The organism is Arthrobacter sp. P1_C12_2 (assembly GCF_056406415.1).
In genome coordinates this window covers 1-21,012 of the sequence record NZ_JBFUAF010000009.1, presented here as the reverse complement: position 1 = coordinate 21,012, position 21,012 = coordinate 1, and the positions used below count along the sequence as shown (strand labels likewise).

General features: G+C 66.4%; 20 protein-coding genes and 1 tRNA gene. 12 read left to right on the top strand and 9 right to left on the bottom strand.

Features of this window, described 5'->3' with window-relative positions; translation table 11 throughout:
* Positions 1–193 precede the first annotated feature (193 nt).
* From AC1DZQ_RS11345 to tmk, 4 genes are all read right to left on the bottom strand, one after another.
* A tRNA-Thr gene (locus AC1DZQ_RS11345) sits at positions 194–266 on the bottom strand.
* Positions 267–380: 114 nt separating this feature from the next.
* The gene (locus AC1DZQ_RS11340) at positions 381–1,964 is read right to left on the bottom strand and encodes an alpha/beta hydrolase (protein WP_476963606.1); all 1,584 of its coding nucleotides are present in this window, start codon (positions 1,962–1,964) and stop codon (positions 381–383) included.
* Positions 1,965–2,034: 70 nt separating this feature from the next.
* Positions 2,035–3,177, bottom strand: a complete 1,143-nt coding sequence (locus tag AC1DZQ_RS11335; protein WP_476963605.1) for a DNA polymerase III subunit delta' — start codon at positions 3,175–3,177, stop codon at positions 2,035–2,037.
* The gene (tmk, locus tag AC1DZQ_RS11330) at positions 3,174–3,854 is read right to left on the bottom strand and encodes a dTMP kinase (RefSeq protein ID WP_476963604.1); all 681 of its coding nucleotides are present in this window, start codon (positions 3,852–3,854) and stop codon (positions 3,174–3,176) included. Before tmk ends, AC1DZQ_RS11335 begins: the two co-directional genes overlap by 4 nt.
* A gap of 87 nt (positions 3,855–3,941) precedes the next feature.
* On the opposite strand from tmk, the gene AC1DZQ_RS11325 reads away from it, so the two are divergent.
* Positions 3,942–5,126, top strand: coding sequence for a trans-sulfuration enzyme family protein (locus AC1DZQ_RS11325; protein ID WP_476963603.1), 1,185 nt, complete (start codon positions 3,942–3,944; stop codon positions 5,124–5,126).
* Between the two features lie 100 nt (positions 5,127–5,226).
* On the opposite strand, the gene AC1DZQ_RS11320 is transcribed toward AC1DZQ_RS11325, so the two are convergent.
* Positions 5,227–6,426, bottom strand: coding sequence for an amidohydrolase (locus AC1DZQ_RS11320; protein WP_476963602.1), 1,200 nt, complete (start codon positions 6,424–6,426; stop codon positions 5,227–5,229).
* On the bottom strand, positions 6,423–7,844 hold the full coding sequence (locus AC1DZQ_RS11315) for an MFS transporter (protein WP_476963601.1): 1,422 nt from the start codon (positions 7,842–7,844) through the stop codon (positions 6,423–6,425). The genes AC1DZQ_RS11320 and AC1DZQ_RS11315 overlap by 4 nt, the downstream gene beginning before the upstream one ends.
* Positions 7,845–7,970: 126 nt before the next feature.
* Here AC1DZQ_RS11315 and AC1DZQ_RS11310 point away from each other — a divergent pair, with 126 nt between their 5' ends.
* Both AC1DZQ_RS11310 and AC1DZQ_RS11305 read left to right on the top strand, forming a co-directional pair.
* Positions 7,971–8,978, top strand: a complete 1,008-nt coding sequence (locus AC1DZQ_RS11310; protein WP_476963600.1) for an Lrp/AsnC family transcriptional regulator — start codon at positions 7,971–7,973, stop codon at positions 8,976–8,978.
* 131 nt (positions 8,979–9,109) lie between these two features.
* Positions 9,110–9,469 (top strand): DUF2516 family protein, encoded by a 360-nt coding sequence (locus tag AC1DZQ_RS11305; RefSeq protein ID WP_476963599.1) that lies wholly within the window; start codon positions 9,110–9,112, stop codon positions 9,467–9,469.
* A gap of 87 nt (positions 9,470–9,556) precedes the next feature.
* On the opposite strand, the gene AC1DZQ_RS11300 is transcribed toward AC1DZQ_RS11305, so the two are convergent.
* The gene (locus tag AC1DZQ_RS11300) at positions 9,557–10,405 is read right to left on the bottom strand and encodes a class I SAM-dependent methyltransferase (RefSeq protein ID WP_476963598.1); all 849 of its coding nucleotides are present in this window, start codon (positions 10,403–10,405) and stop codon (positions 9,557–9,559) included.
* Between the two features lie 155 nt (positions 10,406–10,560).
* On the opposite strand from AC1DZQ_RS11300, the gene AC1DZQ_RS11295 reads away from it, so the two are divergent.
* On the top strand, positions 10,561–11,307 hold the full coding sequence (locus AC1DZQ_RS11295) for a phosphoglyceromutase (protein ID WP_476963597.1): 747 nt from the start codon (positions 10,561–10,563) through the stop codon (positions 11,305–11,307).
* Positions 11,308–11,446: 139 nt separating this feature from the next.
* On the opposite strand, the gene phoU is transcribed toward AC1DZQ_RS11295, so the two are convergent.
* On the bottom strand, positions 11,447–12,109 hold the full coding sequence (phoU, locus tag AC1DZQ_RS11290; RefSeq protein WP_476963596.1) for a phosphate signaling complex protein PhoU: 663 nt from the start codon (positions 12,107–12,109) through the stop codon (positions 11,447–11,449).
* Between the two features lie 207 nt (positions 12,110–12,316).
* Between phoU and AC1DZQ_RS11285 the strand changes: the two genes are divergently transcribed.
* A complete protein-coding gene (locus AC1DZQ_RS11285; RefSeq protein ID WP_476963744.1) occupies positions 12,317–13,534 on the top strand; it encodes a sensor histidine kinase in 1,218 nt (405 codons plus the stop codon).
* A gap of 11 nt (positions 13,535–13,545) precedes the next feature.
* A complete protein-coding gene (locus tag AC1DZQ_RS11280; protein ID WP_028276348.1) occupies positions 13,546–14,226 on the top strand; it encodes a response regulator transcription factor in 681 nt (226 codons plus the stop codon).
* Between the two features lie 125 nt (positions 14,227–14,351).
* On the opposite strand, the gene AC1DZQ_RS11275 is transcribed toward AC1DZQ_RS11280, so the two are convergent.
* A complete protein-coding gene (locus tag AC1DZQ_RS11275) occupies positions 14,352–14,918 on the bottom strand; it encodes a hypothetical protein (RefSeq protein WP_476963743.1) in 567 nt (188 codons plus the stop codon).
* Positions 14,919–15,244: 326 nt separating this feature from the next.
* On the opposite strand from AC1DZQ_RS11275, the gene AC1DZQ_RS11270 reads away from it, so the two are divergent.
* From AC1DZQ_RS11270 to rlmB, 6 genes are all read left to right on the top strand, one after another.
* Positions 15,245–15,727, top strand: coding sequence for a CarD family transcriptional regulator (locus AC1DZQ_RS11270; RefSeq protein ID WP_026266570.1), 483 nt, complete (start codon positions 15,245–15,247; stop codon positions 15,725–15,727).
* A 221-nt stretch (positions 15,728–15,948) separates the two neighbouring features.
* Positions 15,949–16,779, top strand: coding sequence for a 2-C-methyl-D-erythritol 4-phosphate cytidylyltransferase (ispD, locus tag AC1DZQ_RS11265; protein WP_476963595.1), 831 nt, complete (start codon positions 15,949–15,951; stop codon positions 16,777–16,779).
* A 2-nt stretch (positions 16,780–16,781) separates the two neighbouring features.
* Complete coding sequence (gene ispF, locus AC1DZQ_RS11260; protein WP_476963742.1) at positions 16,782–17,282, top strand: 2-C-methyl-D-erythritol 2,4-cyclodiphosphate synthase; 501 nt, start codon at positions 16,782–16,784, stop codon at positions 17,280–17,282.
* Between the two features lie 93 nt (positions 17,283–17,375).
* Positions 17,376–17,735: a hypothetical protein gene (locus AC1DZQ_RS11255; RefSeq protein WP_476963594.1), complete on the top strand. Its 360-nt coding sequence runs from the start codon at positions 17,376–17,378 to the stop codon at positions 17,733–17,735.
* Between the two features lie 92 nt (positions 17,736–17,827).
* Positions 17,828–19,276: a cysteine--tRNA ligase gene (gene cysS, locus AC1DZQ_RS11250; protein WP_476963593.1), complete on the top strand. Its 1,449-nt coding sequence runs from the start codon at positions 17,828–17,830 to the stop codon at positions 19,274–19,276.
* Between the two features lie 122 nt (positions 19,277–19,398).
* Positions 19,399–20,400 carry a 23S rRNA (guanosine(2251)-2'-O)-methyltransferase RlmB gene (gene rlmB, locus AC1DZQ_RS11245; protein ID WP_091562466.1) on the top strand — a complete coding sequence of 334 codons (1,002 nt, stop codon included), beginning with the start codon at positions 19,399–19,401 and terminating at the stop codon, positions 20,398–20,400.
* Positions 20,401–21,012: the final 612 nt, after the last annotated feature.

Here is a 21,012-nt window from a genome sequence, read left to right as displayed (position 1 = left end):
GAGACGCGGCGGGCGGCTCGAACCGTCATGCCCATTGGCACTCGGAGCAACAATTAGAATCGGGATCACCAACCACAGGGGGAACCGATGAAACGCTCCACGACCTAAAACGCAGGGAAAGCATGAGCTCTACCATTTGTCAACGAAAACGACAGAACCCCTGGAAATCGTTGATTTCCAGGGGTTCTTCCCGAGCTTCCTGCCAGAATCGAACTGGCGACCTTCTCATTACGAGTGAGACGCTCTACCAACTGAGCTAAGGAAGCAACCACATGAATGCCCGGCGAACCGGGCGGATCATGCAAGAGACAACTGTAATAGAGTCCCGGCGTCCGGGTCAAAATGAGCGACAGAAGCCGCCTTGCGGCCCCAACTCGGACCTAGCAGACGGTGTTGTCCGCCGGGGCCTTTCCGTCCACAAGGTAGTCATCCACGGCGTTGCCGATGCAGGTGTTGGAACGGCCGTAAGCCGTGTGGCCCTCACCCTTCCAGGTCAGCAGCGAGGCGTTTCCCAGCTGCTTGCGCAGGGAGCTGGCCCATTCCACCGGGGTAGCCGGATCGCCGGTGGTTCCAACGACAACAATCGGAGCCGACCCGCTGTACTCCGCCGCGGCAGGGGTCCGGACGTTCTTGTACGGCCAGTCCTTGCAGTTGCTGCCGCCGTACGCGAAGTAGTAGCCCAGGGTGGGCGATTCCTGGCGCAGCTTCTGGTCCTCGGCCCGCATGGACGCGGTGTCGGACACCATCGGGTAGTCCAGGCAGTTGATGGCGTTGAAGGCGAAGGTGCTGTTTGAGGTGTAGGTGCCGCTGGGGTCCCGGTCGGCGCCGAAGTCGGCCAGCCGCAGCATGCCCGTGCCGTCGCCGGTCAGGGCCGTCGCGAGCGCCCGGGTGAGGATCGGCCAGTTGTCATTGTTGTAGAGCGGGATGATGAGGCCGCTGACAAACGTGGAGCCCGAGACTTTCCGGCCGTCCTTCGCCGGCAGCGGGTTTGCCTCGGCGGCGCTGATGGCGTTGTGGATCTGCTGGACGCCTTCCTCGGTGGTTCCCGTGAGCGGGCATCCGGACGTCTGCTGGCATTTGGCGACGTAGGCGTGGAGGGCCTTGTCGAAGGCCACGGCCTGGCCGCTGGTCAGTTCCTCGTAGCTCAGCGACGGGTCAATGGCGCCGTCGAGGACCAAGCGGCCCACGTTGTCCGGAAACAGCGACGCGTAGGTGGAGCCCAGCAGGGTCCCGTAGGAGTAGCCGAGGTAGTTCAGCTTCGAGTCGTTGGCCACCCCGCGGAGGATGTCGAGGTCCTTCGCGGCGCTGACGGTGTCGATGTGGGCCAGGACCGGGCCGGTCTTCTCCACGCACTCGGTGGCGATAGCCTTGTTATCGGCCAGGGCCGTGTCCAGTCCGGCGTCGGTGTCCAGGGCGTAGGTCTTGGCGCGGGACGCGTCGCGTTCCTTGTCCGTGAGGCACGTGACCGGGGCGGAGCGCTTCACGCCGCGGGGGTCGAAGCCCACGATGTCGTAGGCGGACCGGACCTTGTCCGAAATGTTGGTGTTGGCCGCGTTCATGACGAAGTCATAGCCCGAGCCGCCCGGGCCGCCCGGATTGACCATCAGGGTGCCCTTCTTGTCGCCGGTCGTGGCGAGCTTGATGGCGGCAAGCTCAATGCGCTCGCCGTCGGGCTTGCTGTAATCCAGCGGAACCTTGATCTTGGCGCACTGGAAGTTGCCCTCACACGGTTTCCAGTCGATCTGCTGGGAGTAATAGCTGCGCAGTTCGGCCGGTGCCGCCGCCACAATTGACGGGTCCGCCTGGCCCGCTGACCCCGATGTCGTGGCGCTGGACCCGCTGCCGCCCCCGCCGCCGAAAAGGGTGCACGAGGCCAGCGTGAGGGCCAGGGCCACGGCGCCGACGGCCCGCACGCCGATCGCCAGGGATCGGGATCTTGCGGACTGGGGTCGAGCAGGCTTCATGCGGTTCTCCTTGGAGGATAGGAACGGAGCGAAGATGTCATCGGAACGGTGTTGTCGGAGGGCGGTGCCGTCAAATAAGGCTGGAAGCCATGGACTCGATCGTTAGCAGCGGAGCCACGTTGGTGGTGGTGATCCGCGTGCGGGCCTTGTTGACGGCGTCCATCCGGGCCAGGGTCACTTCGGCGGTGGAACGGGAGGCGAAGTCTTCGAGCTCGCTTCTGAGTTCAACGTTGACCAGCTCCACTGCGTTCCCCATCTGGATGATCAGGACATCCCGGTAAAAGGACAGCAGGTCCGTCAGGGTCCGGTCAAGGGAATCGGTGACGGAACGCTTGGCGCGGCGCTTCTGGTCATCCTCCAGTTGCTTGACCTGGCTCCGCATGGCCGGCGGCAGCGTGCCGCTTTCGGGCGCCCCGAGGGTGGCCAGCAGCGCGGTCTTCTCGGCGGCGTCGCGCTCGTCATTGGAGCTGTTGGCTTCCTCGGTGGCGATCTTGACCAGTTTCTCGGCCATCATGACCGCCGCCGTGACGCCGCGAAGGGACAGCGGGAACCGCACCGTCTCCAGCCGCCGCTCCCGGGCCTCCGGGTCCCGGGCCAGGCGGCGGGCGATCCCGACGTGGCTTTGCGCCGCGCGGGCGGCGCGCTCGGCAACCGCCGGGTCCACGCCGTCGCGCTTGACCAGCAGGGCCGCGACGGCGGCGGCCGGCGGAAGTCGCAGCGCCACCGCGCGGCAGCGGGAGCGGATGGTCACCAGGACATCGGCGGGGGAGGGCGCGCAGAGCATCCAGACGGTGCGGGGCGTGGGTTCCTCGATGGCCTTGAGCAGCACGTTGGTGGTCCGCTCGGCCATCCGGTCCGCATCTTCCACCACGATGATCCGCCACCGGCCCGACGACGGCCGGTTCCCGGCGGTGGACACGAGCTCGCGGGCCTCGTCGATGGTGATGGTGACCTTCTCCGTGCGCACGAACGCGACGTCGGAGTGGGTTTCGCCGAGGATGGTCAGGCACGCCGGGCATTCGCCGCAGCCGCGCAGGCTGACGTCCTCCTGGTCACAGTTCAGGGCCGCGGCGAAGGCCTTCGCTGCGTTGGAACGGCCGGAGCCGGGCGGGCCGGTGAAAAGCCACGCGTGCGTGAGCCCTTCGTTCTGGGCCGCCTGGCGCAGCTGGGCCACGACGGCGTCCTGGCCCTGGAGGTCGTCCCAGACCGTCATGCTGTGCTGCTCTGGGTGACGGCGAGCAGGGATTCGACGCGCTCGAAGATCCTGGCGGCGAGTTCGTCGACGGGCAGGCGGGCGGGCAGTACCAGATACGCCTCGGGCCGGGCGGAGGCCAGGTCCAGGAAGGCCGCCCGGATCTTGGCGTGGAATTCGTCGGCCTCGGACTCGAGGCGGTCTTCGGCGGCCTCGCCGGCGGTCCGCCGCTCCCGGCCGACGGCGGGTTCGACGTCGAGCAGTACCGTCAGGTTCGGCTGCAGGTCCGAGGTGGCCCACGCGTTGATGTCCCGGACCGCCTCCGTTCCGAGGCCTCGGCCGGCGCCCTGGTACGCGACCGAGGAGTCGATGTACCGGTCGGTGAGGACGATCTCGCCGCGTTCCAGGGCGGGCCGGATGACCTGGCTCGCGTGCGCGGCCCGGGACGCCGCGAAAATCAGGGCCTCGGTGTGGGCATCGATGTGGCCGTGGCCGTGGTCCAGCACGAGGGAGCGCAGCTTCTCGCCGATCGCTGTGCCGCCGGGCTCCCGGGTCCGCAGCACCGTGAAGCCGCCTGATTCCAGGGCTTTGGCGAGTTCAGCCGCCTGCGTGGACTTGCCGGCGCCGTCTCCGCCCTCGAAGGCAATAAACAGTCCGGGCAACAGTCGGCGGGACGCTCCGGGGCTCTGGGTAGTCACTGTTCAAGACTACCGACAATCACCGACACTATAGTGCCCGGCGTAACGGCTTGGGTACCCTGCGGGGCTCCCACGTACCCTGTCTCCATGAGTCTTTCTGAAGAACAGGCCGCCACGCTTTCGCCGGATTCGCTGGTTGTGGCGGCCGGGCGCCCGCCGCGCACCCGCGACGAACCGGTCAACCCGCCGCTGGTGCTGTCCTCGACCTACTTCGGCACCGGTCCGCTGGGCGACGGCGACCGCGGTTACGGCCGGTATTCAAATCCCACGTGGGACCCCTTTGAAGAGGCGTTGGGCCAGTTGGAAGGCGCGGAGCTGCCGGGCCTGCTTTACGCCTCGGGACTCGCCGCCGTGAGTTCGGCCCTGTCCCTGGTGCCGGCCCAGGGCGTGCTCGTGATGCCGTCGCACAGCTACGCGGGATCGGTCACCATGGCCACCGAACTGGCGGCCAAGGGATTCCTCGAGCTGCGGACGGTGGACATCGCGGACACCGACGCCGTCGTAGCCGCACTTGCCCCGGCCGGCGGGCGCGCCGCCAGCATGCTCTGGCTGGAGAGCCCCACGAATCCCATGCTCGGCGTCGCGGACATGCGGGCCCTGACCGCCGCGGCGCATGAGGCCGGCGCGATCGTCGTCACGGACAACACCTTCTCCACACCCCTAGTGCAGCAGCCCCTGAGCCTTGGCTCCGACGTCGTGCTGCATTCGGTGACCAAATACCTCTCCGGCCACTCCGACGTCGTGCTCGGTGCGCTGGTGACCTCCGACGCCGGTCTCCGCGCCGCCCTGCTGCACCACCGCACCATCCACGGCGGGATCGCCGGACCTTTCGAGGCGTGGCTGGCGCTGCGCGGGCTCCGCACCCTTGCGCTGCGGATCGAGCGTTCGCAGGCGTCGGCCCAGATCCTGGCCGAACGGCTCAGCGGTCATCCGAAGGTTGCCGGCATCCGCTTCCCCGGGCTGGCCTCGGACCCCGGCCACGCGCGGGCCAAGGAGCAGATGAAGGGGTTCGGTTCCGTCCTGTGCATCGAGGTGGCGCCGGCAGGCGGCAGCAGCGGCGCGGAAGCCGCGGACCGGATGATCCGCGCCCTGCGCCTTTGGCTCCCCGCGACATCCCTGGGTGGGGTGGAATCCCTGATCGAACGCCGACGCCGGCACACGGCCGAGCCGGAGAGCGTGCCGGACAACTTGGTCCGGATGAGCGTGGGCATTGAGAACGTCGAAGACCTTTGGGCCGATTTGGAACAGGCATTGGGCACTCTTGACGGCTAGGTGAGCCAGTCCCGATGCCCCAGATCGAGGGTGGCCTACGGAGTTCTCCGCAGGCCACCCTCGGTCCAGGTCCGCAATAGCGGGGGATGGCTTCTTTCTGTCAGTGGGTACGGCCGCCGAGCAGTCTTACCCGCTGCTGCGGGTCTCGTGCCGCTGCCGCGGCGGCCGCTGCCAGGCCGAAGGCGCCATCCATCACGGCCTCGTCAGCGGATGTAGACGAGCCATGAGCGGCGAACTCGGCGGTGTGATGGGCGGCGCCACCGACGTCGTAGCCGAGCAGAGGGTGGATGCTTGGTACTAGCTGGGAGACGTTTCCCATGTCCGTGGAGGCAGTCGGTTTGTCGTTGAAGTCGACGTTCCTCCCACGGGCCGCCATCGCTTCCTGGTAGGCGCCGGACAAGAATCGGTCCTGCCGCAGCTCTGCATAGGTGTTGCCCGTGGGCGTGACACTGAGTGTGCTTCCGCTAGCGTGAGCCCCGGCTTCCAGACAGCGGCGCACGCGGTCCTCGATGAAGCCCAGTTTGGCAAAACTCGGTGAACGCATCTCCACGCTGGCCCGGGCACGCTCCGGGATGACATTGACGGAGCGGCCGCCTTCGGTGACGATCAGCGACACGATGGAGCCGGCCGGAAGCTGCTGCCGGGCCAAAGCAACGGCGGTTTGTGCGACTACGAGTCCATCCAGGGCGTTGACGCCCTCCTCCGGTGCAGCGGCGGCGTGCGCTGGCCGGCCCTCGTAGAGTACGTCCCACATGGACATGGCCAGTGACGAGCCGCCCACGACGTCTTCGGCACCGGCGTGGGCCATCATCGCCAGAGACACGTCGTCAAAGAAGCCTTCCTTGATCAGGTCGATCTTGCCGCCGGTGGTCTCCTCCGCGGGCGTGCCCAGTACCTTGACCGTGATACCAAGGCCACTGGCCACTGCCGCCAGTGCCAGTGCCGCACCCACCGCGGAAGCCGCATTAACGTTGTGTCCGCAGGCATGGCCGATGGCCGGCAGGGCGTCGTACTCAACGCAGAGAGCCACCACGAGCTCACCCGAGCCGTACCGTGCGCTGAACGACGCCGGAAGCACCGGTTGAGCGCTGTCGAAGCTGAATCCGGCCGTCCGGAGGAGCGCACGGACCCGCTTGGCGGCCCGGAACTCCTCACCGCTGAGTTCTGGATCGGCATGAATGGCATGGCTCAGGCCCAAGACTTCAGGCTTCCAGCGCTCCAAAGCAGCGGAGAGGCGGCCCCAAGTTCCGCTCTCGACACCAGTTGCCGGGCCGGTGGTCCTCAGCACAGCCGCCTTCATGCCAGGACCTCCGTTGACTGCCGCTTTGGGTAGCGCGCAGAGACTGCTGCGGCGATCAGGGCTGTGACCGCAAGCATTCCCCAGATGGAGACGAGGCCGCTCTCAGTAATGCGCCCGGATTCGGCCGACGACGATGAGATGAGCTTGACGACGGCGGCGCCTACCGCGATGCCGACAGACAAGGCCAGTTCGTTGAGGCCGGCCGCCGTCGAGGTCTCGTCCAGTGGCACGCCCTCGACTGACAGCGAGCGGGTCCCTGCCTGGTACATGCCCAGGCTGATGTTGAATAGGGCGAAGCCTGCACAGTACCCGGCCAGGGAGGAGTGCGCCGCGATCATCACCACGAAGCCGCCCGCGAGCAGGAGGCCCGCCAAGGCCAGGGTGGCACGCTCGCCGAACGCCCTGAGCGCCCGGGACGTCAACAGGGAAGACACAAGGGAGAGCACGGAGGCGGCGGCGAGAACGACGGCGATCATGAGCGGGCTGAGGGCAAATCCATAGCCGGTCTTGTCCGGGTTGGCGTGGAGGAAGATGCCGTTAGTGCCGAAGTAGCTGATTGACGCGAAGCCGAAGAAGAATGTGGCCAGTGAGACCGCGCGGATCCGCGGATTGGCAAGCATCCGCAGGTCCATGAACCTGTTTCTCGACCGGGTGTTCCGGGAGTCGAGCACGGCCCAGACTGCCAGCGACGTCAGTCCGAGTAATCCTGATCCGAGGGTCCGCGCATCGAGCCATCCCCAGTCCGGTCCCATCGAGAGGGCGACGACGAATCCGATCAGGCCAAGGGAACAGGCAAACATGGGGGCCAGGGCGATCCCCTCCCGAGTGGGAGTTCCGGCGTCGGGCAGCACGAAGGAAGCGGCAAGGGCCGCAACGGCGAATGGCACCGCCACCCAGAAACCAAGCGTGGGGTCGTTCACGCCCGCAATCCCCGCCAGCAGCCCCCCTGCGCCGACCATGATCATGAGCACGCCGATCATCACGCTGACGCCCGTACGGGTGTGGCCGGGACTGGTGACCCGCAGGATCCCCATCATCAACGGGATGAAGCCAACCACGCACGTGAGCATGACGACACCCACGGTCACCGTCCAAAGGGACGGCCACAGCGCCATCATGAGAACGCCCGCGGCGACGACAGCCGTTGACCAGCGGAGCACCAGCCGATATCCGTAACTGTCGCCCAGCCGCGAGATGATGGGCGTGAGCACGGCGAAACTGACGTTGGAGATCAGGAAAATGCCGTTGATCGTCGGATCATCTATCAAGAAGATGGGCCCGAGGGCGGGCAGGATCGGGTTCACATACCCTTGGGTGACGCCGCTAAGCGATTCGACCAGAGCCATGGCCACGACCATGCCTGCGATCGTCCTGCGCGTGATGGCCAATGGCGCCGGGAGGGCCGTCTTGCTTGCCATAATGCTTCCTTCTGGTAGGGACTCACACCTAGAGTGATGCGAGTCACTACGCTAGGGCCCCGCTCAGATCCTCTCTAAAATTTGATCGAAATCCCCTTCCGGCCAACAGTCTTGAAAGAATCGGCCATGATCTCCGAATCAGATCTCGAAATCGTAAACGCCTTGCAGGTGAACCCGAGAGCCGACTGGTCGCGCGTTGGGGACGTCCTTGGCCTGTCCGGGCCCACCATCGCCCGCCACTGGAACGCGCTCGCGGAACGGGGAGACGCGTGGATCACCCCGGCGCCGGGACCGCGTTATCTCAGCGCTGGCCGGTCAGCATTTATCCATCTGTCATCCATGCCGAGCGAGCACGAGGCACTCGTCCAACGACTCTGCGCAGAGCCCGCCTTCGGCACAGTGTCCCTGGTTTCTGGACCCAACGATCTTTTCGTGGACTGTTTCGCTTCGACCCATGAGGAACTCATGGCCATTGTCACCGGCGCCTTCGCGGGTCTTCCAGGAGTGACGCACCGGGAGGTCGTCTTCGTCACTCAGCTCTACCGCCAGGCCTCGGAGTGGCGCAGCGGCACGCTGGAACCCGCGCAGGCCCGGCTCATGGCAACTGAATCACTGTCTGCACCAGGCGCCTATTCCCCGGACCGGCTGGATGCGGCGCTGCTTGAAGTACTGGCGAGCGATGGGAGGGCCAGCTGGGCGGACTTGGGTGGCGTCTGCGGCGTTTCGCCCCAGACGGCCCGACGGCGGGTGGAACGACTTCTGTCGTCGGGGTACATGACGATGAGGTGCGACACCTCATTGGCCGTCCAGCAGAATCTGCGGGAAGTGAGCCTGATTCTCAACGTTTCCGCGACCCATGTGGACTCCATCGGCCGGTACTTCGCTAGCCTGCCGAGTTGCCGATTGAGCGCATACGTTCTGGGGCCCCAGAATCTGGTTGTGACTCTGTGGGTACGCGACTATCTGGAAGTCCAAGGGCACGAGCGGGAGCTTGCAGCCCGGGCCCCGGGAAGCACCGTGATCTCGCGGCAGGCAGTAGTCCGTACCTACAAGCGGCTCGGCCACCTGCTGGACGAGTCCGGCCGCAGCCGTAGCGTGGTCCCTCTTCCGCTGTGGCGGGAGGTCAGGGCCTGATTGCCAAGTCCTCGATTTCACGCTTGCCGAGCGAGCGCCGCTATGAGGACGGTCAACTGGCACACCGAGCACCCCGCAACCCGTTACTCATCGCCTGCGACCATTAGGACTTAATCATCTAGGCTGGGGGAGTGGACGGACGCTTACTCATTTACTTTGTCGAATCCGGGGTTTACCTGGTCCTGGCTGTTGTGGCCTTTGTCCTTGAGGCGTGGGCGTTTTTCGATTGCCTCCGGCACAAGGCCAACGCGTTCGAGGCCGTATCGAAGCGGACCAAGACCTTCTGGCTGGCCCTGACCGGCGGCGCGTTCGCCGTGGGCCTGTTCTCCCTGCTCTCGCAGCTGGGCAGCGGTGGCGGCGCCAGTTCGCTTGGCATTTTCGGCCTTGCGGCGGTGACGGCCGCGTCCGTGTACCTTGCCGACGTCCGTCCCGCGGTTAAAGACGCCGGCCGTGGCCGCGGCCGCAACATGGGCCCCTACGGCCCCTGGTGATCCCCACCACCTCCCTAAGCTCGCAAGCTCGCTGAGGGAACCCTGCCGGCGTGGGCCCACCACCGGCTCCCTAAAACCCGCAACCACTTAAGTTCCCGGCGCCACGGCTTTCCAGTCGACCGTCACTTCTCCCAGCCGCCACCGGGACGGGCCGTGCTGGACCGGCCAGCCGGCGTCGAGCAGTGCACGGCACATTGCGCCGAAGCGCTGCCTGCTTCCGAAGGCCGCCAGCGGCGCAGCGTCCAGCCAGGCTTTGTCCATCGCCTGCAGGTAGGCGTGGATCTTCTCGCCCGGCACGTTGCGGTGGATCAGGGCCTTCGGCAGCCGTTCGGCCACGTCGGAGGGCAGCGCGAAGGCACCGAACCGCATGGACAGGCTCAGGCTGAGCGGCCGCTCGACGTCGAGCGCCACCCAAGCCGCGCGCCGCCCGATTTCATCGCACGTGCCGTCGATGAACAGCCCGCCCGGGGCCAGCCGGTCCTGCACCAGCCGCCAGATGCCCGCCACGTCGGCTTCCTCGTACTGCCGCAGCACGTTGAAGGCGCGGACCAGCACGGGTTTTCCGGCCACGGGCAGCTCGAAGCCGCCCAGCTGGAACCTTAGGCCGGGCCGCTCAAGGGCTTGGGCCTGCCGGACGCGCTCCGGTTCGATTTCGATCCCCACCATCTGTACGTCCGCGCGGACCGCGGCGAGGCGTTCGAAGAGTTCGACGGCGGTGGCCGGCGAGGCGCCATAGCCGAGGTCGACGGCGAGGGGATCGGCGGCGGCACGCAGCCGCCAGGCCTGCGGCCCGGTCAGCCAGCGGTCCACGCGGCGCATCCGGTTAGGGTTCGTCGTTCCTCGGGTCACGTTGCCCACGGGCCTGCCGCCGCGCACGCCGCTTCTCGTTCCGCCCTGGTTCCGGGGGGCCAGCACCCGTTCAGCCTTCTGCACCACCGCCCAAGGCTATCCTCCAACGCGGGGTGGCTTCCGGCCCATGCTGGGCAGAGGGGTGGGCAGGAAATGACTTTTCGTTGCGGTGAAGCGTGCGGTGAAGCGCGCGCGGTGTAACGCTCGGCACCGCCGCCGACCGCTCGGCTAGGATGAAATCCATGACTTACAAGCTGATTCTGCTGCGCCACGGCCACAGCGACTGGAATGCCAAAAACCTGTTCACCGGCTGGGTGGACGTTGACCTCAATGACCAGGGCCGTGCCGAGGCAGTGCGCGGCGGCGAGTTGCTCGTGGAGAACAACATCCTCCCCGACATCCTCTACACCTCCGTGTTGAAGCGGGCCATCAACACGGCGAACATGGCACTGGAAAAGGCCGACCGCGGCTGGATCGACGTCAAGCGTGACTGGCGGCTCAACGAGCGCCACTACGGCGCGCTGCAGGGCAAGGACAAGGCCCAGACCCTCGCCGAATTCGGCGAGGAGCAGTTCATGCTCTGGCGCCGGTCCTACGACACCCCGCCGCCGCCCCTGGCCGACGACTCCGAGTTCTCCCAGGTGGGGGACCCGCGCTATGCGGACCTCGGCGACGCCCTCCCGCGCACCGAATGCCTCAAGGATGTCCTGATCCGGCTCATGCCGTACTGGGAATCGGACATCAAGGAAGACCTCCGGGCCGGGAAGACCGTCCTGGTCACCGCCCACGGCAACTCGCTCCGCGCCCTCGTCAAGCACCTTGACGGGATCAGCGACGAGGACATCGCTGGCCTGAACATCCCCACCGGCATCCCGCTGGTCTACGAACTGGACGAGGACTTCAAGCCGCTGAACCCGGGCGGCACCTACCTCGACCCCGAGGCCGCCGCCGAGGCCATCCAGGCAGTCGCCAACCAAGGCAAGAAGTAAGCGCTACCCGCCCGGCAAAGCACCAAGCAAAGCACTAAGCACAAACGACGGCGTCCGGCCACCCCCAAGGTGACCGGACGCCGTCGTTTGTATCAGCGCGGTTGTATCAGCGCAGTTGCGCCGGCGCGGTTGGCCAGAGTCAGTTATGTTCGATGGCGTGCGGCTGCCACGCGCCGGTCACCAGGTACGTGACCTTCTGGGCTACGGAGACGCCGTGATCGGCGAAGCGTTCAAAATAACGGCTGGCCAGGGCGACGTCGACCGTGGTGGCCGGTGACTCCTGCCAGTCGCTGCTGGCGATCGCCTGGAAAACGCTGAGGTGAAGGTCGTTGACGGCGTTGTTGGCCTTCATGATGTCCCGGGCAACGCCGAGGTCCCGGGTTGCCAGCAGCTCCGTGAGCTTCTGGGCGATCAGCAGGTCCTGTTCCGCGAAGCTCTTAAAGGTCTCCTGCAGCCGATCCGGGACCACGGACGCCGGGTAGCGCAGACGCGCCAGCTGGGCCAGATGGCGGGCGAGGTCACCCATGCGTTCGAGCGAGGCGCTCATCCTGAGCGAACCCACCAGCATGCGCAGATCGCTCGCCACCGGTCCCTGGAGGGCAAGGATGTCGATGGCCCGCTCATCGAGGCTGTTCTGCAGGAAGTCGATGCGGGCATCGGCGGCAATCACGTCCTCGGCGAGGTCGATATCGGCGCCCTGGAAAGCTGTCGTGGCCTTGTCGATGGCCTCTGTGACCAGCGCTGAGATCTCGACGAGCTGTTCCCTTACCTGGGCGAGCTCCTCCTGAAAAACCTTACGCACGTGTGCGTCCTTTCCTCGGAAATGTTGCCTGCAGTCGAAGTGGCGGGGCCATTCCGGTTCACCTACCGGCGCTCCAACTGTCAACTCTTTCAGTGTCCGGTGAACTGTTACGCCCCAATAGGTGAACGTTAGCTGAACCGGCACCCGAATCGCAGGAGATTTAGGTTTCGGTCGCGCGGCAGAGCATAAGCTGGAGCCGTGGATCCAATGCTCATCGGCGTGATCGCCGGCCTGATCGGCCTCTCGTTTGGCATGTTCGGCGTACTCGCGTTCCGGGTGAGTGAGCAGCAGCGGCACATTGTCGACGTCGACGTCGACGACCCCTCGCTGCCCGAGGGCGCCGCGGAGGTGCTCGCCGTTCTTGGCCGCGCTTTCGTGGTGGTGGATGGGATCGACGGCGTGGTCCGCGCCAGCCCCGCCGCCTACGCCTATGGCCTGGTCCGTGGGCACACGGTGGTGCACCAGCAGCTGCTGGAACTGACGGCCAAGGTGCGGCGGGACGGCGTCATCCTCGAACAGCAGCTGGAGCTGCCACGCGGCCCGCTCGGCCAGGGAACGATCGTTGTCCAGGTCCGCGCCGCCGTCATCACCGAGGAATATATCCTCCTGCTGGCCGATGACCGGACGGAATTCACCCGCACCGAGGAAGTCCGCAACGACTTTGTCGCGAACGTCTCCCACGAACTGAAAACACCGGTCGGGGCGATCTCGCTCCTGGCCGAGGCGCTCGAATCGTCCGCCGACGACCCCGAGGCGGTCAAGCGGTTTGCCAAGCGCATGCACAAGGAATCGACCCGGCTGGCGGCCCTTGTCCAGGACATCATCGAACTCTCCCGGCTCCAGGGGGCCAACGTCGCGCAGCAGGGCCGCCCCGTGGACATCAACACCGTAGTCAACGAGGCCGTAGACCGCTCCCAGCTGCCGGCCGAGAGCAAGAACATCCAGCTGGTGGTCGGCGGGCACGCCGATGCCATGGTCTACGGCGACCAGGACCTCCTGGTGACCGCCCTGCGCAACCTGATCGACAACGCCATCCGCTACTCGCCGGGAAACACCAAGGTGGGTGTGGGCATCCGGGCCAGGGACGGCCTCGTGGCGGTCTCGGTGACGGACCAGGGCGATGGGCTCAGCGCCGAGGACCAGGAACGTGTGTTCGAACGCTTCTACCGGGTTGACGCTGCCCGGTCCCGGCAGACCGGCGGCACGGGACTTGGCCTGAGCATCGTCAAGCACGTCATTGCCAACCACGGCGGTGAGGTGACTCTATGGTCCCGGCTCGGCCAGGGTTCCACGTTCACTATTCGACTTCCCGAGATAGAAGGGCAGGACGACGGCGACGCCCCCGAGGCGGGCAAGCCCGCTGCCCACACTTCCTCTCGGGACCCCAGACCGCAACGACGTGACGCCGCCGGCGTCCATGAGTAAGGAGCTACCGCTTGAGCAGGATTCTGATTGTCGAGGACGAGGAGTCCTTCAGCGACCCACTGTCCTACCTGTTGGGTAAAGAAGGGTTCGAGGTGGAGGTGGTGGACAACGGGCTGGACGCCATCACCGAATTCGACCGCAACGGCGCCGACCTCGTGCTCCTGGACCTGCAGCTGCCGGGCCAGTCAGGCACGGAGGTCTGCCGCCAGCTGCGGCAGCGCTCCGGGGTGCCCGTGATCATGCTGACGGCCAAGGACTCGGAAATCGACAAGGTGGTGGGGCTGGAACTGGGTGCGGACGATTACGTCACCAAGCCCTACTCCTCGCGGGAGCTCGTGGCCCGGGTCCGTGCCGTCCTGCGGCGCCAGAGTGAGCCGGAGGAACTTGTCTCCACGACGGTGCAGGCCGGTCCCGTCCGGATGGACATTGAACGCCACGTGGTCAGCGTCGGCGGCGAGCAGGTCGCCCTGCCGCTCAAGGAGTTCGAGCTGCTGGAAATGCTGCTGCGGAACTCCGGCCGGGTCCTGACCCGCGGTCAGCTGATCGACAGGGTCTGGGGCTCCGACTATGTGGGCGACACCAAGACCCTCGACGTCCACGTCAAGCGGCTGCGCAGCAAGATCGAGCCGGATGCCTCCGCGCCGCGTTACCTGATCACCGTCCGCGGGCTGGGCTACAAGTTCGAACCCTAAGGCGGCCGAAGCTGCCGGCGGCCTGGCCGGGCAGCTGGAAGTCCAGGGCAGTTGAATATCAGGGGACGCAAAAGGAGGGGCACCTGCAGGTGCCCCTCCTTTTGCGATAGGTCCAGCCGTTGAAGCTAGTGGCCGGCGGTGCTGCTCGGCGTCGGCGTGGCCGTCTCGGTCGAGGTTGCCGTCTCGGACGACGAAGCCGTGCTGGAGGCGGTGGGCTCCGTCGGCAGGTAGGTCTTGTAGTCGACGATCGTGCCGTCCATGACGGGAACCTTGAACATGGCGTCCTTGTTGGTGCCGTCCTCGGAGATGGTCACCTCGGCCACGGCCCCCGGCTTGGCGCCGGCGGTGCTCAGGATCGCCGGGGCGGTGGAGTCGTTGAGCAGGGTGTGGGAGTTCTGCTTGACCGGAACCTGGGTCTGCGAGCCTTCCGCGCCCTTGATGGTCAGCACAACGTCCTTGGAGGAGGTGTTGTACACGGCGCCGATCACGCGGCCCGGCTTGTCCTCGCCATCGGAGACGATGATGAAGTTGCGCAGCTGCAGCGCTCCGAGATCAGTGCGGGTTCCGTCGGACGCCGAGTACTGCTCCGAGGTCTGCTGGGGGTTGATGTAGCCACAGCCGGTCACGGACAGCAGGCCAATGCCAAGTGCAGCCGTAGCCATTGCCAGCTTGCCGCGCTGGCCCCGGTTCATCGCAGTGAAACGCACGTCACGCACTCCTTGAGAGTCTTGGAACATTATTCAGCCATAGCCTATCCGCTATCGGCCTCAAACAAGGACTCGGCGCCTACACATAAGCGCGCGCAGGTGTGAGTCTCCGGCGTCGGGATGCGGCTTGGCGGGGGCCGGAAACCTCTTGGCAGTTAGGGCCGGAGGCACTATTATCCGCATTCGTCAAGGGGTTTGAGGGGGTGGATTGAGGCCATTTTCCCCGGATTCATGCGGTTCCCGGCACCTTTTGATGCCAGTTGTATGCCTTAATCGTGATAAACTGGTCTGCGGGAAAGGGGAATGTCCACATGGTTTTTGAGGTCGGCGAGACAGTAGTTTACCCTCACCACGGTGCAGCCAAAATTGAAGAAATCAAGATGCGCACTGTCAAGGGCGAAGAGAAGATGTATCTCAAGCTCAAGGTGGCTCAGGGTGATCTGACCATTGAAGTTCCAGCAGAAAACGTTGACCTGGTAGGGGTTCGGGACGTAGTGGGCAAGGAAGGCCTGGAGCACGTGTTTGACGTGCTACGGGCCGAGTTCACTGAGGAACCCACCAACTGGTCGCGTCGCTACAAGGCAAACCTGGAAAAGCTTGCTTCCGGTGACGTCATCAAGGTGGCCGAGGTCGTCCGCGACCTCTGGCGCCGTGATCACGACCGGGGTCTCTCCGCGGGAGAGAAGCGCATGCTGGCCAAGGCCCGTCAGATCCTTATTTCGGAACTGGCACTGGCTGAAAAGACCGATGAAGAGAAGGCCGCGAGCGTTCTCGACGAGGTTCTGGCTTCCTAGCACAGGGCCGGCCCAAGCAGGGCCGGCGCAGATAAGAATCGAACCCCGGTGGCGTCAGCCGCCGGGGCTTCTTTTTGCCCTTTTTCAGCCGCCTTTCAGCCGCCGCCCCTCGGTTGCGCTATCACTTGTGGTCCCTCGGGGCGCGGCAAAGTCATAGGGTCGCAGCCACAACTGATAGCGCAACCGGATGCTCCAAGGCGCGGGGACGTAGTCTTGTGCCCATGGATACAGCACCGACGAACACGTCACCGGCCGGTCCCGCCACAGCGGTGATTGTTGTGGCCGCCGGCTCCGGCCAGCGCCTGGGCTATGGCATGCCGAAAGCAAAAGTGCCCCTCGGCGGGGACAGCATTCTCACCCACGCCCTGCGCGGCGTGGCGGCCGCCGGGATCGCACGGCAGATCTGCATTGCGATCCCCCCGGGAGACACCGAGCTGCGGGCGCTGTGCGAAGCCTTCACGCAGGAGCTTGCGGCCGGGGACGGCGGCGCCGCGTCGGGCCGGCGCGTCCAGGTTCCGGTCGTGACGGTGGTCGACGGCGGTGCGAACCGCGCCGATTCAGTCCGCGCCGCGATGGCGGCGCTCCTGCCCGGTACCGAATCCGTGCTGGTCCACGATGCCGCCCGGGCACTGGCGCCGGAGGCCGTCTTTCACCGTGTGGCAGCGGCGCTCGGCGCCGGAGCCTCGGCCGTCATTCCGGTGATTCCTGTCGTCGACACCGTCAAGACCGTCGAACCTACCACCGGCGACGGCGCCGCGGTGGCCCCCGAGCTGGTCACCGGGACAGCGCCCCGGGAGTCGCTCCGCGCCGTGCAGACGCCGCAGGGATTCGCCTTCAGCACTCTCCAGCGCGCCCACGAGGCTGCCGCCGCGTTCGACGCCGGCCAGGCCGCCCTCGTCACGGACGACGCGATGCTCGTGGAGCTTATCGGCGTCCCCGTCCACGCCGTGCGCGGCGCCAGCCAGTCCCTGAAGATCACCACGCCCCTGGACCTGATCCTGGCCGAAGGCCTCCTCGAAGGGCCCCTGGGCGTGCGCTGGGTGGAGGGATGAGCATGCCCACCAACCCGCCGCTGATCCCCAGGACCGGGATCGGAATCGACGTCCACGCCTTCGCCGCCGAAGACAAGCCGCAGCCGCTGTGGCTCGGCGGACTCTTCTGGGAGGGGGAGCGGGGCCTGTCCGGCCACTCCGACGGCGACCCTGTGGCGCACGCCGCCGCCGACGCGCTCTTCTCCGCCTGCGGAATCGGGGATCTGGGCACCCACTTCGGTACGGACCGGCCCGAATATGCGGGGGCGTCCGGCGTGACCCTGCTGGCCGAGGCCGCCCGGATTGTCCGCGCCCACGGATTCGAAATCGGCAACATCGCCGTTCAGTTCGTGGCCAACCGGCCAAAGTTCGGCCCGCGGCGGGACGAATCCCAGCGGGTCCTCAGCGCCGCTGCCGCAGCGCCGGTCAGCGTCACAGCCACCACGAGCGACGGGCTCGGGTTCACCGGCCGCGGTGAAGGGATCTCGGCCGTGGCAACGGCGCTCGTCTATCCGGCCGGCTAACACCGCAGGTTAAACACCGCCGGCCCCGTTCCCCTACGCTTGAGGGAAGGACCCAACCGGGACTTCCCGTTCCGAACTGCCAGGAGAACTGTCGTGAAGAAGCTGCTGACCGCCGTCGTACTCGTGGCAGGAACCATGCTGAGCGGCTGTGCCGGCTCGGCGACGACGCCCCAGACGCCAAGCGCCGCGCCGAAGCTCAGCGTCGAGGAAAGCTGCACGTTCCTCAACAAGGACACCTTCGTGCCCTCCGGGAGCGCGAAGGAGCAGGCCGGGCAGATTGGCCAGCACTACCAGGAAGTTGCGGACAAGGTTGCCCCGGAGGTGGGCGCCCCCATCCAGCAGATGGCCGAGATCATGAAGCAGGTTGCGGCGAGCCCCACCGGAACCAAGACCGACCAACAGACCGCCCAGCTCACGGAGCAGATCAACAAGATCGGGCAATACTGCAAGTAGGTTGCCGTGCCGGTGGCCCCGGAATGCCGGTCTGCCTCCCGCCGGCAAAGCCACGGGTCAGGCCGCGGGGCGCCATCGGCTAATCTGGAGCGGTGACCCTGCGCTTTTACGACACTGCATCCGCCGAAGTCCGCGACTTCGTCCCCCTGGTACCTGGCCACGTGAGCCTGTACTACTGCGGAGCCACCGTGCAGGGCATGCCCCACGTCGGCCACATCCGCTCGGCCATCGCGTTCGACCAGCTGACCCGCTGGCTGCAGTACCGCGGCTTCCGTGTGACGGCAGTCCGCAACGTCACCGACATCGACGACAAGATCCTCGCCAAGTCCGCAGCGTCCTTCGGCGCCGACTTTGAAGACGAGCCGGGGGCCCAGCGCAACGAGGAATGGTGGGCCCTGGCCTACCGCTACGAGCAGGAATTCCTCAAGGCCTACGACACCCTGGGCGTCTCCCGCCCCACCTATGAGCCCCGCGCCACCGGCCACATCCCGGAAATGCACGCCCTCATCCAGCAGCTGATCGACCGCGGCCACGCCTACCCGGCCCTCGACGACTCCGGCGACGTTTATTTCGACGTGCGCTCCTGGTCCAAGTACGGCACCCTGACGCGCCAACGACTCGACGACATGCAGGGTGCCGCGGACGCCGACCCGCGCGGCAAGAAGGACCCCCGCGACTTCGCGCTGTGGAAGGGCTACAAGGACGGGGAGCCGACGACGGCGAGCTGGGCCTCCCCGTGGGGCGACGGGCGCCCGGGCTGGCACCTCGAATGCTCCGCGATGGTCACCAAGTACCTCGGCACCGAGTTCGACATCCACGGCGGCGGCCTGGACCTGCGCTTCCCGCACCACGAAAACGAAATGGCGCAGTCCCAGGCGGCAGGCCACGGCTTCGCCAACTTCTGGATGCACAACGGCATGGTCACCTACGCCGGCGAGAAGATGTCCAAGTCCATCGGCAACACCGTCAGCCCGACGGAAATGCTCGAAATCGCCCCGCCGCGCGTTGTCCGGTACTACCTCGGCCAGGCGCAGTACCGCTCGGTGCTGGACTACCAGCCGACGTCGTTGCAGGAAGCCGCCGCCGCCGTCGAGCGGATCGACGGCTTCCTCAGCCGCGCAAGCCGGGTCCTCCCTGACCCGGGGCCGGATGCGTCGGCCGGTTCTGTCCCGGAGGCTTTTGCCTCGGCCATGGACGACGACCTCAACGTCCCGCAGGCACTGGCGGTGCTCCACGAGACCGTCCGGGCCGGCAACACGGCCCTCACCGACGGGGACCTCGACGCCGCGGGTCGGGCGTTGGCCAGCGTCACCGCCATGCTGGATGTCCTCGGGCTCAACGCCACCGCGACGCCGGCGGCCGACGAACAAGCCAACACCGCCCTTGGCGTCCTGGTCGAGGCGCAGCTGGAGGCGCGGGCCCACGCCCGGGCCGCCAAGGACTGGGCGGCGTCGGACGCCATCCGGGACACCCTGACCGCAGCCGGCGTCGTCGTCGAGGACGGCCCGGACGGGGCGAGCTGGAGCCTCAAGCGCGGCTGAACCTCGTTCACGGCGGCCGGTGAAGTGGGCCGTCGTCGTCCCTTCCGGTCGAGGATTTAACTCGAGTCAGTAGACTGGAGGTCAGACTTATCAACGAATCGCGTATTTAAAGGGTGAAACTCATGGCCAACAACGGTCGCCGCTCGGTCAAATTGAAGAAGGGCCCCTCCGTCGGAACCGGCGGTCACGGCCGCAAGGCACTTGAGGGCAAGGGCCCCACGCCGAAGGCGGAGGACCGCCCTTACCACAAGGCGTTCAAGAACAAGCAGCTCTCGGAACGCTCCGAAGCCAAGCGCGCCAGCGGAAGCCGCACCACCAGCGCCGCCGCCCGCACCGGACGCTCCGGCCCCAAGGGCCGCGCCACCGAAGAGGTCGTCACCGGCCGCAACTCCGTCGTCGAAGCCTTGCGCGCCGGCATCCCGGCCAAGGCCCTGCACGTCGCCGTCCGCATCGAAATGGACGACCGCGTCAAGGAATCCCTAAAGCTGGCCGCCGAACGCGGCATCCCGCTGATGGAAACCGGCAAGCCCGAGCTCGACCGGATGACCGACGACGCCATCCACCAGGGCCTCGTGCTGCAGATCCCGCCGTACGAATACCAGGACGCTTACGAGCTCGCCGAAGAAACCCTCGAGGCCTGGAAGAAGGGCCACGTAGCCAACGCCCCGCTCTTCGTTGCGCTCGACGGCATCACCGATCCCCGCAACCTCGGCGCGATCATCCGCTCCGTCTCGGCCTTCAGCGGCCACGGCGTCGTCGTCCCGGAGCGCCGCTCCGTGGGCGTCACCGCCTCGGCCTGGAAGACCAGCGCCGGCGCGGCCGTCCGAGTCCCCGTCGCACGCGCGGCCAACTTGAACAACACGCTCAAGGCGTTCAAGAACATGGGCATCTACGTCCTGGGGCTCGACGGCGACGGCGATGTCTCGCTGCCCGAGCTCGCCTTGGCCACCGAGCCGGTGTGCATCGTCGTCGGTTCCGAGGGCAAGGGCCTGAGCCGCCTGGTCCGCGAAAACTGCGACCAGATCGTCTCCATCCCGATCGACTCCGCCATGGAATCCCTCAACGCCTCCATGGCCGTCGGCATCTCCCTCTACGAAATCTCCCGCCAGCGCGCCGCTAAGTAGTCCGCGCTTCGGCGGCGGTTCAGTTCGTCGTCACCTGAGCCGTGGTTGGGTCCGCCGGAACGGCAGTTTTGCCGCCGTCGGGGTCGGGTTCCGCCGGCACCGAAGTTTTGCCGTCGCTTAGACACCTCCCGTCGACGCTTTCGGCCGCGGGCGGCCTACACCGTCTCTGGTCGGCGATGCGCTCCTAAGCAAAACTCCGGTTCCGGCGATGAGTCTCCCTCACCTTTTCGGGTGGATGGCAAACGCTCCCTCACATCTCGTGGGGGAGCGTTTGCCTTTAATGCTCAGAGTCGGGGCACCCCTAGTCCAGATGTTTCTCGGAAGTACCCCGACGCACGACGCGCAACTCTTCCTGCGACGCGCAGACGTCTTCGCGCGACCCGAATACCCTCTCTGTCAGCCTGTCGTGAGACAGATTGTCTTCGCGACAGGCGGGCGGGTTGGGCATGACGAAGTCGACTGGGAAGGTGCCGTTCCGGACTCTTGAGGAGAAGCTTTCGATCCTGGAGAAGTACGAGGCTGCCCCGCGTGGTCAAAAGGGTGCGGTGTTGCGTGAGTATGGGATTTCGGGGCATGCGGTCGGGATTTGGGCTTACGCTCGGGATCATGATG

Excerpts from the sequence above, each read along its gene's own strand:
- AC1DZQ_RS11340 (WP_476963606.1), bottom strand. The coding sequence starts at position 1,964 with ATGAAGCCTGCTCGACCCCAGTCCGCAAGATCCCGATCCCTGGCGATC.
- AC1DZQ_RS11335 (WP_476963605.1), bottom strand. The coding sequence starts at position 3,177 with ATGACGGTCTGGGACGACCTCCAGGGCCAGGACGCCGTCGTGGCCCAG.
- AC1DZQ_RS11325 (WP_476963603.1), top strand. The coding sequence starts at position 3,942 with ATGAGTCTTTCTGAAGAACAGGCCGCCACGCTTTCGCCGGATTCGCTG.
- AC1DZQ_RS11320 (WP_476963602.1), bottom strand. The coding sequence starts at position 6,426 with ATGAAGGCGGCTGTGCTGAGGACCACCGGCCCGGCAACTGGTGTCGAG.
- AC1DZQ_RS11315 (WP_476963601.1), bottom strand. The coding sequence starts at position 7,844 with ATGGCAAGCAAGACGGCCCTCCCGGCGCCATTGGCCATCACGCGCAGG.
- AC1DZQ_RS11310 (WP_476963600.1), top strand. The coding sequence starts at position 7,971 with ATGATCTCCGAATCAGATCTCGAAATCGTAAACGCCTTGCAGGTGAAC.
- AC1DZQ_RS11295 (WP_476963597.1), top strand. The coding sequence starts at position 10,561 with ATGACTTACAAGCTGATTCTGCTGCGCCACGGCCACAGCGACTGGAAT.
- AC1DZQ_RS11285 (WP_476963744.1), top strand. The coding sequence starts at position 12,317 with ATGCTCATCGGCGTGATCGCCGGCCTGATCGGCCTCTCGTTTGGCATG.
- AC1DZQ_RS11275 (WP_476963743.1), bottom strand. The coding sequence starts at position 14,918 with ATGAACCGGGGCCAGCGCGGCAAGCTGGCAATGGCTACGGCTGCACTT.
- AC1DZQ_RS11270 (WP_026266570.1), top strand. The coding sequence starts at position 15,245 with ATGGTTTTTGAGGTCGGCGAGACAGTAGTTTACCCTCACCACGGTGCA.
- ispD (WP_476963595.1), top strand. The coding sequence starts at position 15,949 with ATGGATACAGCACCGACGAACACGTCACCGGCCGGTCCCGCCACAGCG.
- ispF (WP_476963742.1), top strand. The coding sequence starts at position 16,782 with ATGCCCACCAACCCGCCGCTGATCCCCAGGACCGGGATCGGAATCGAC.
- rlmB (WP_091562466.1), top strand. The coding sequence starts at position 19,399 with ATGGCCAACAACGGTCGCCGCTCGGTCAAATTGAAGAAGGGCCCCTCC.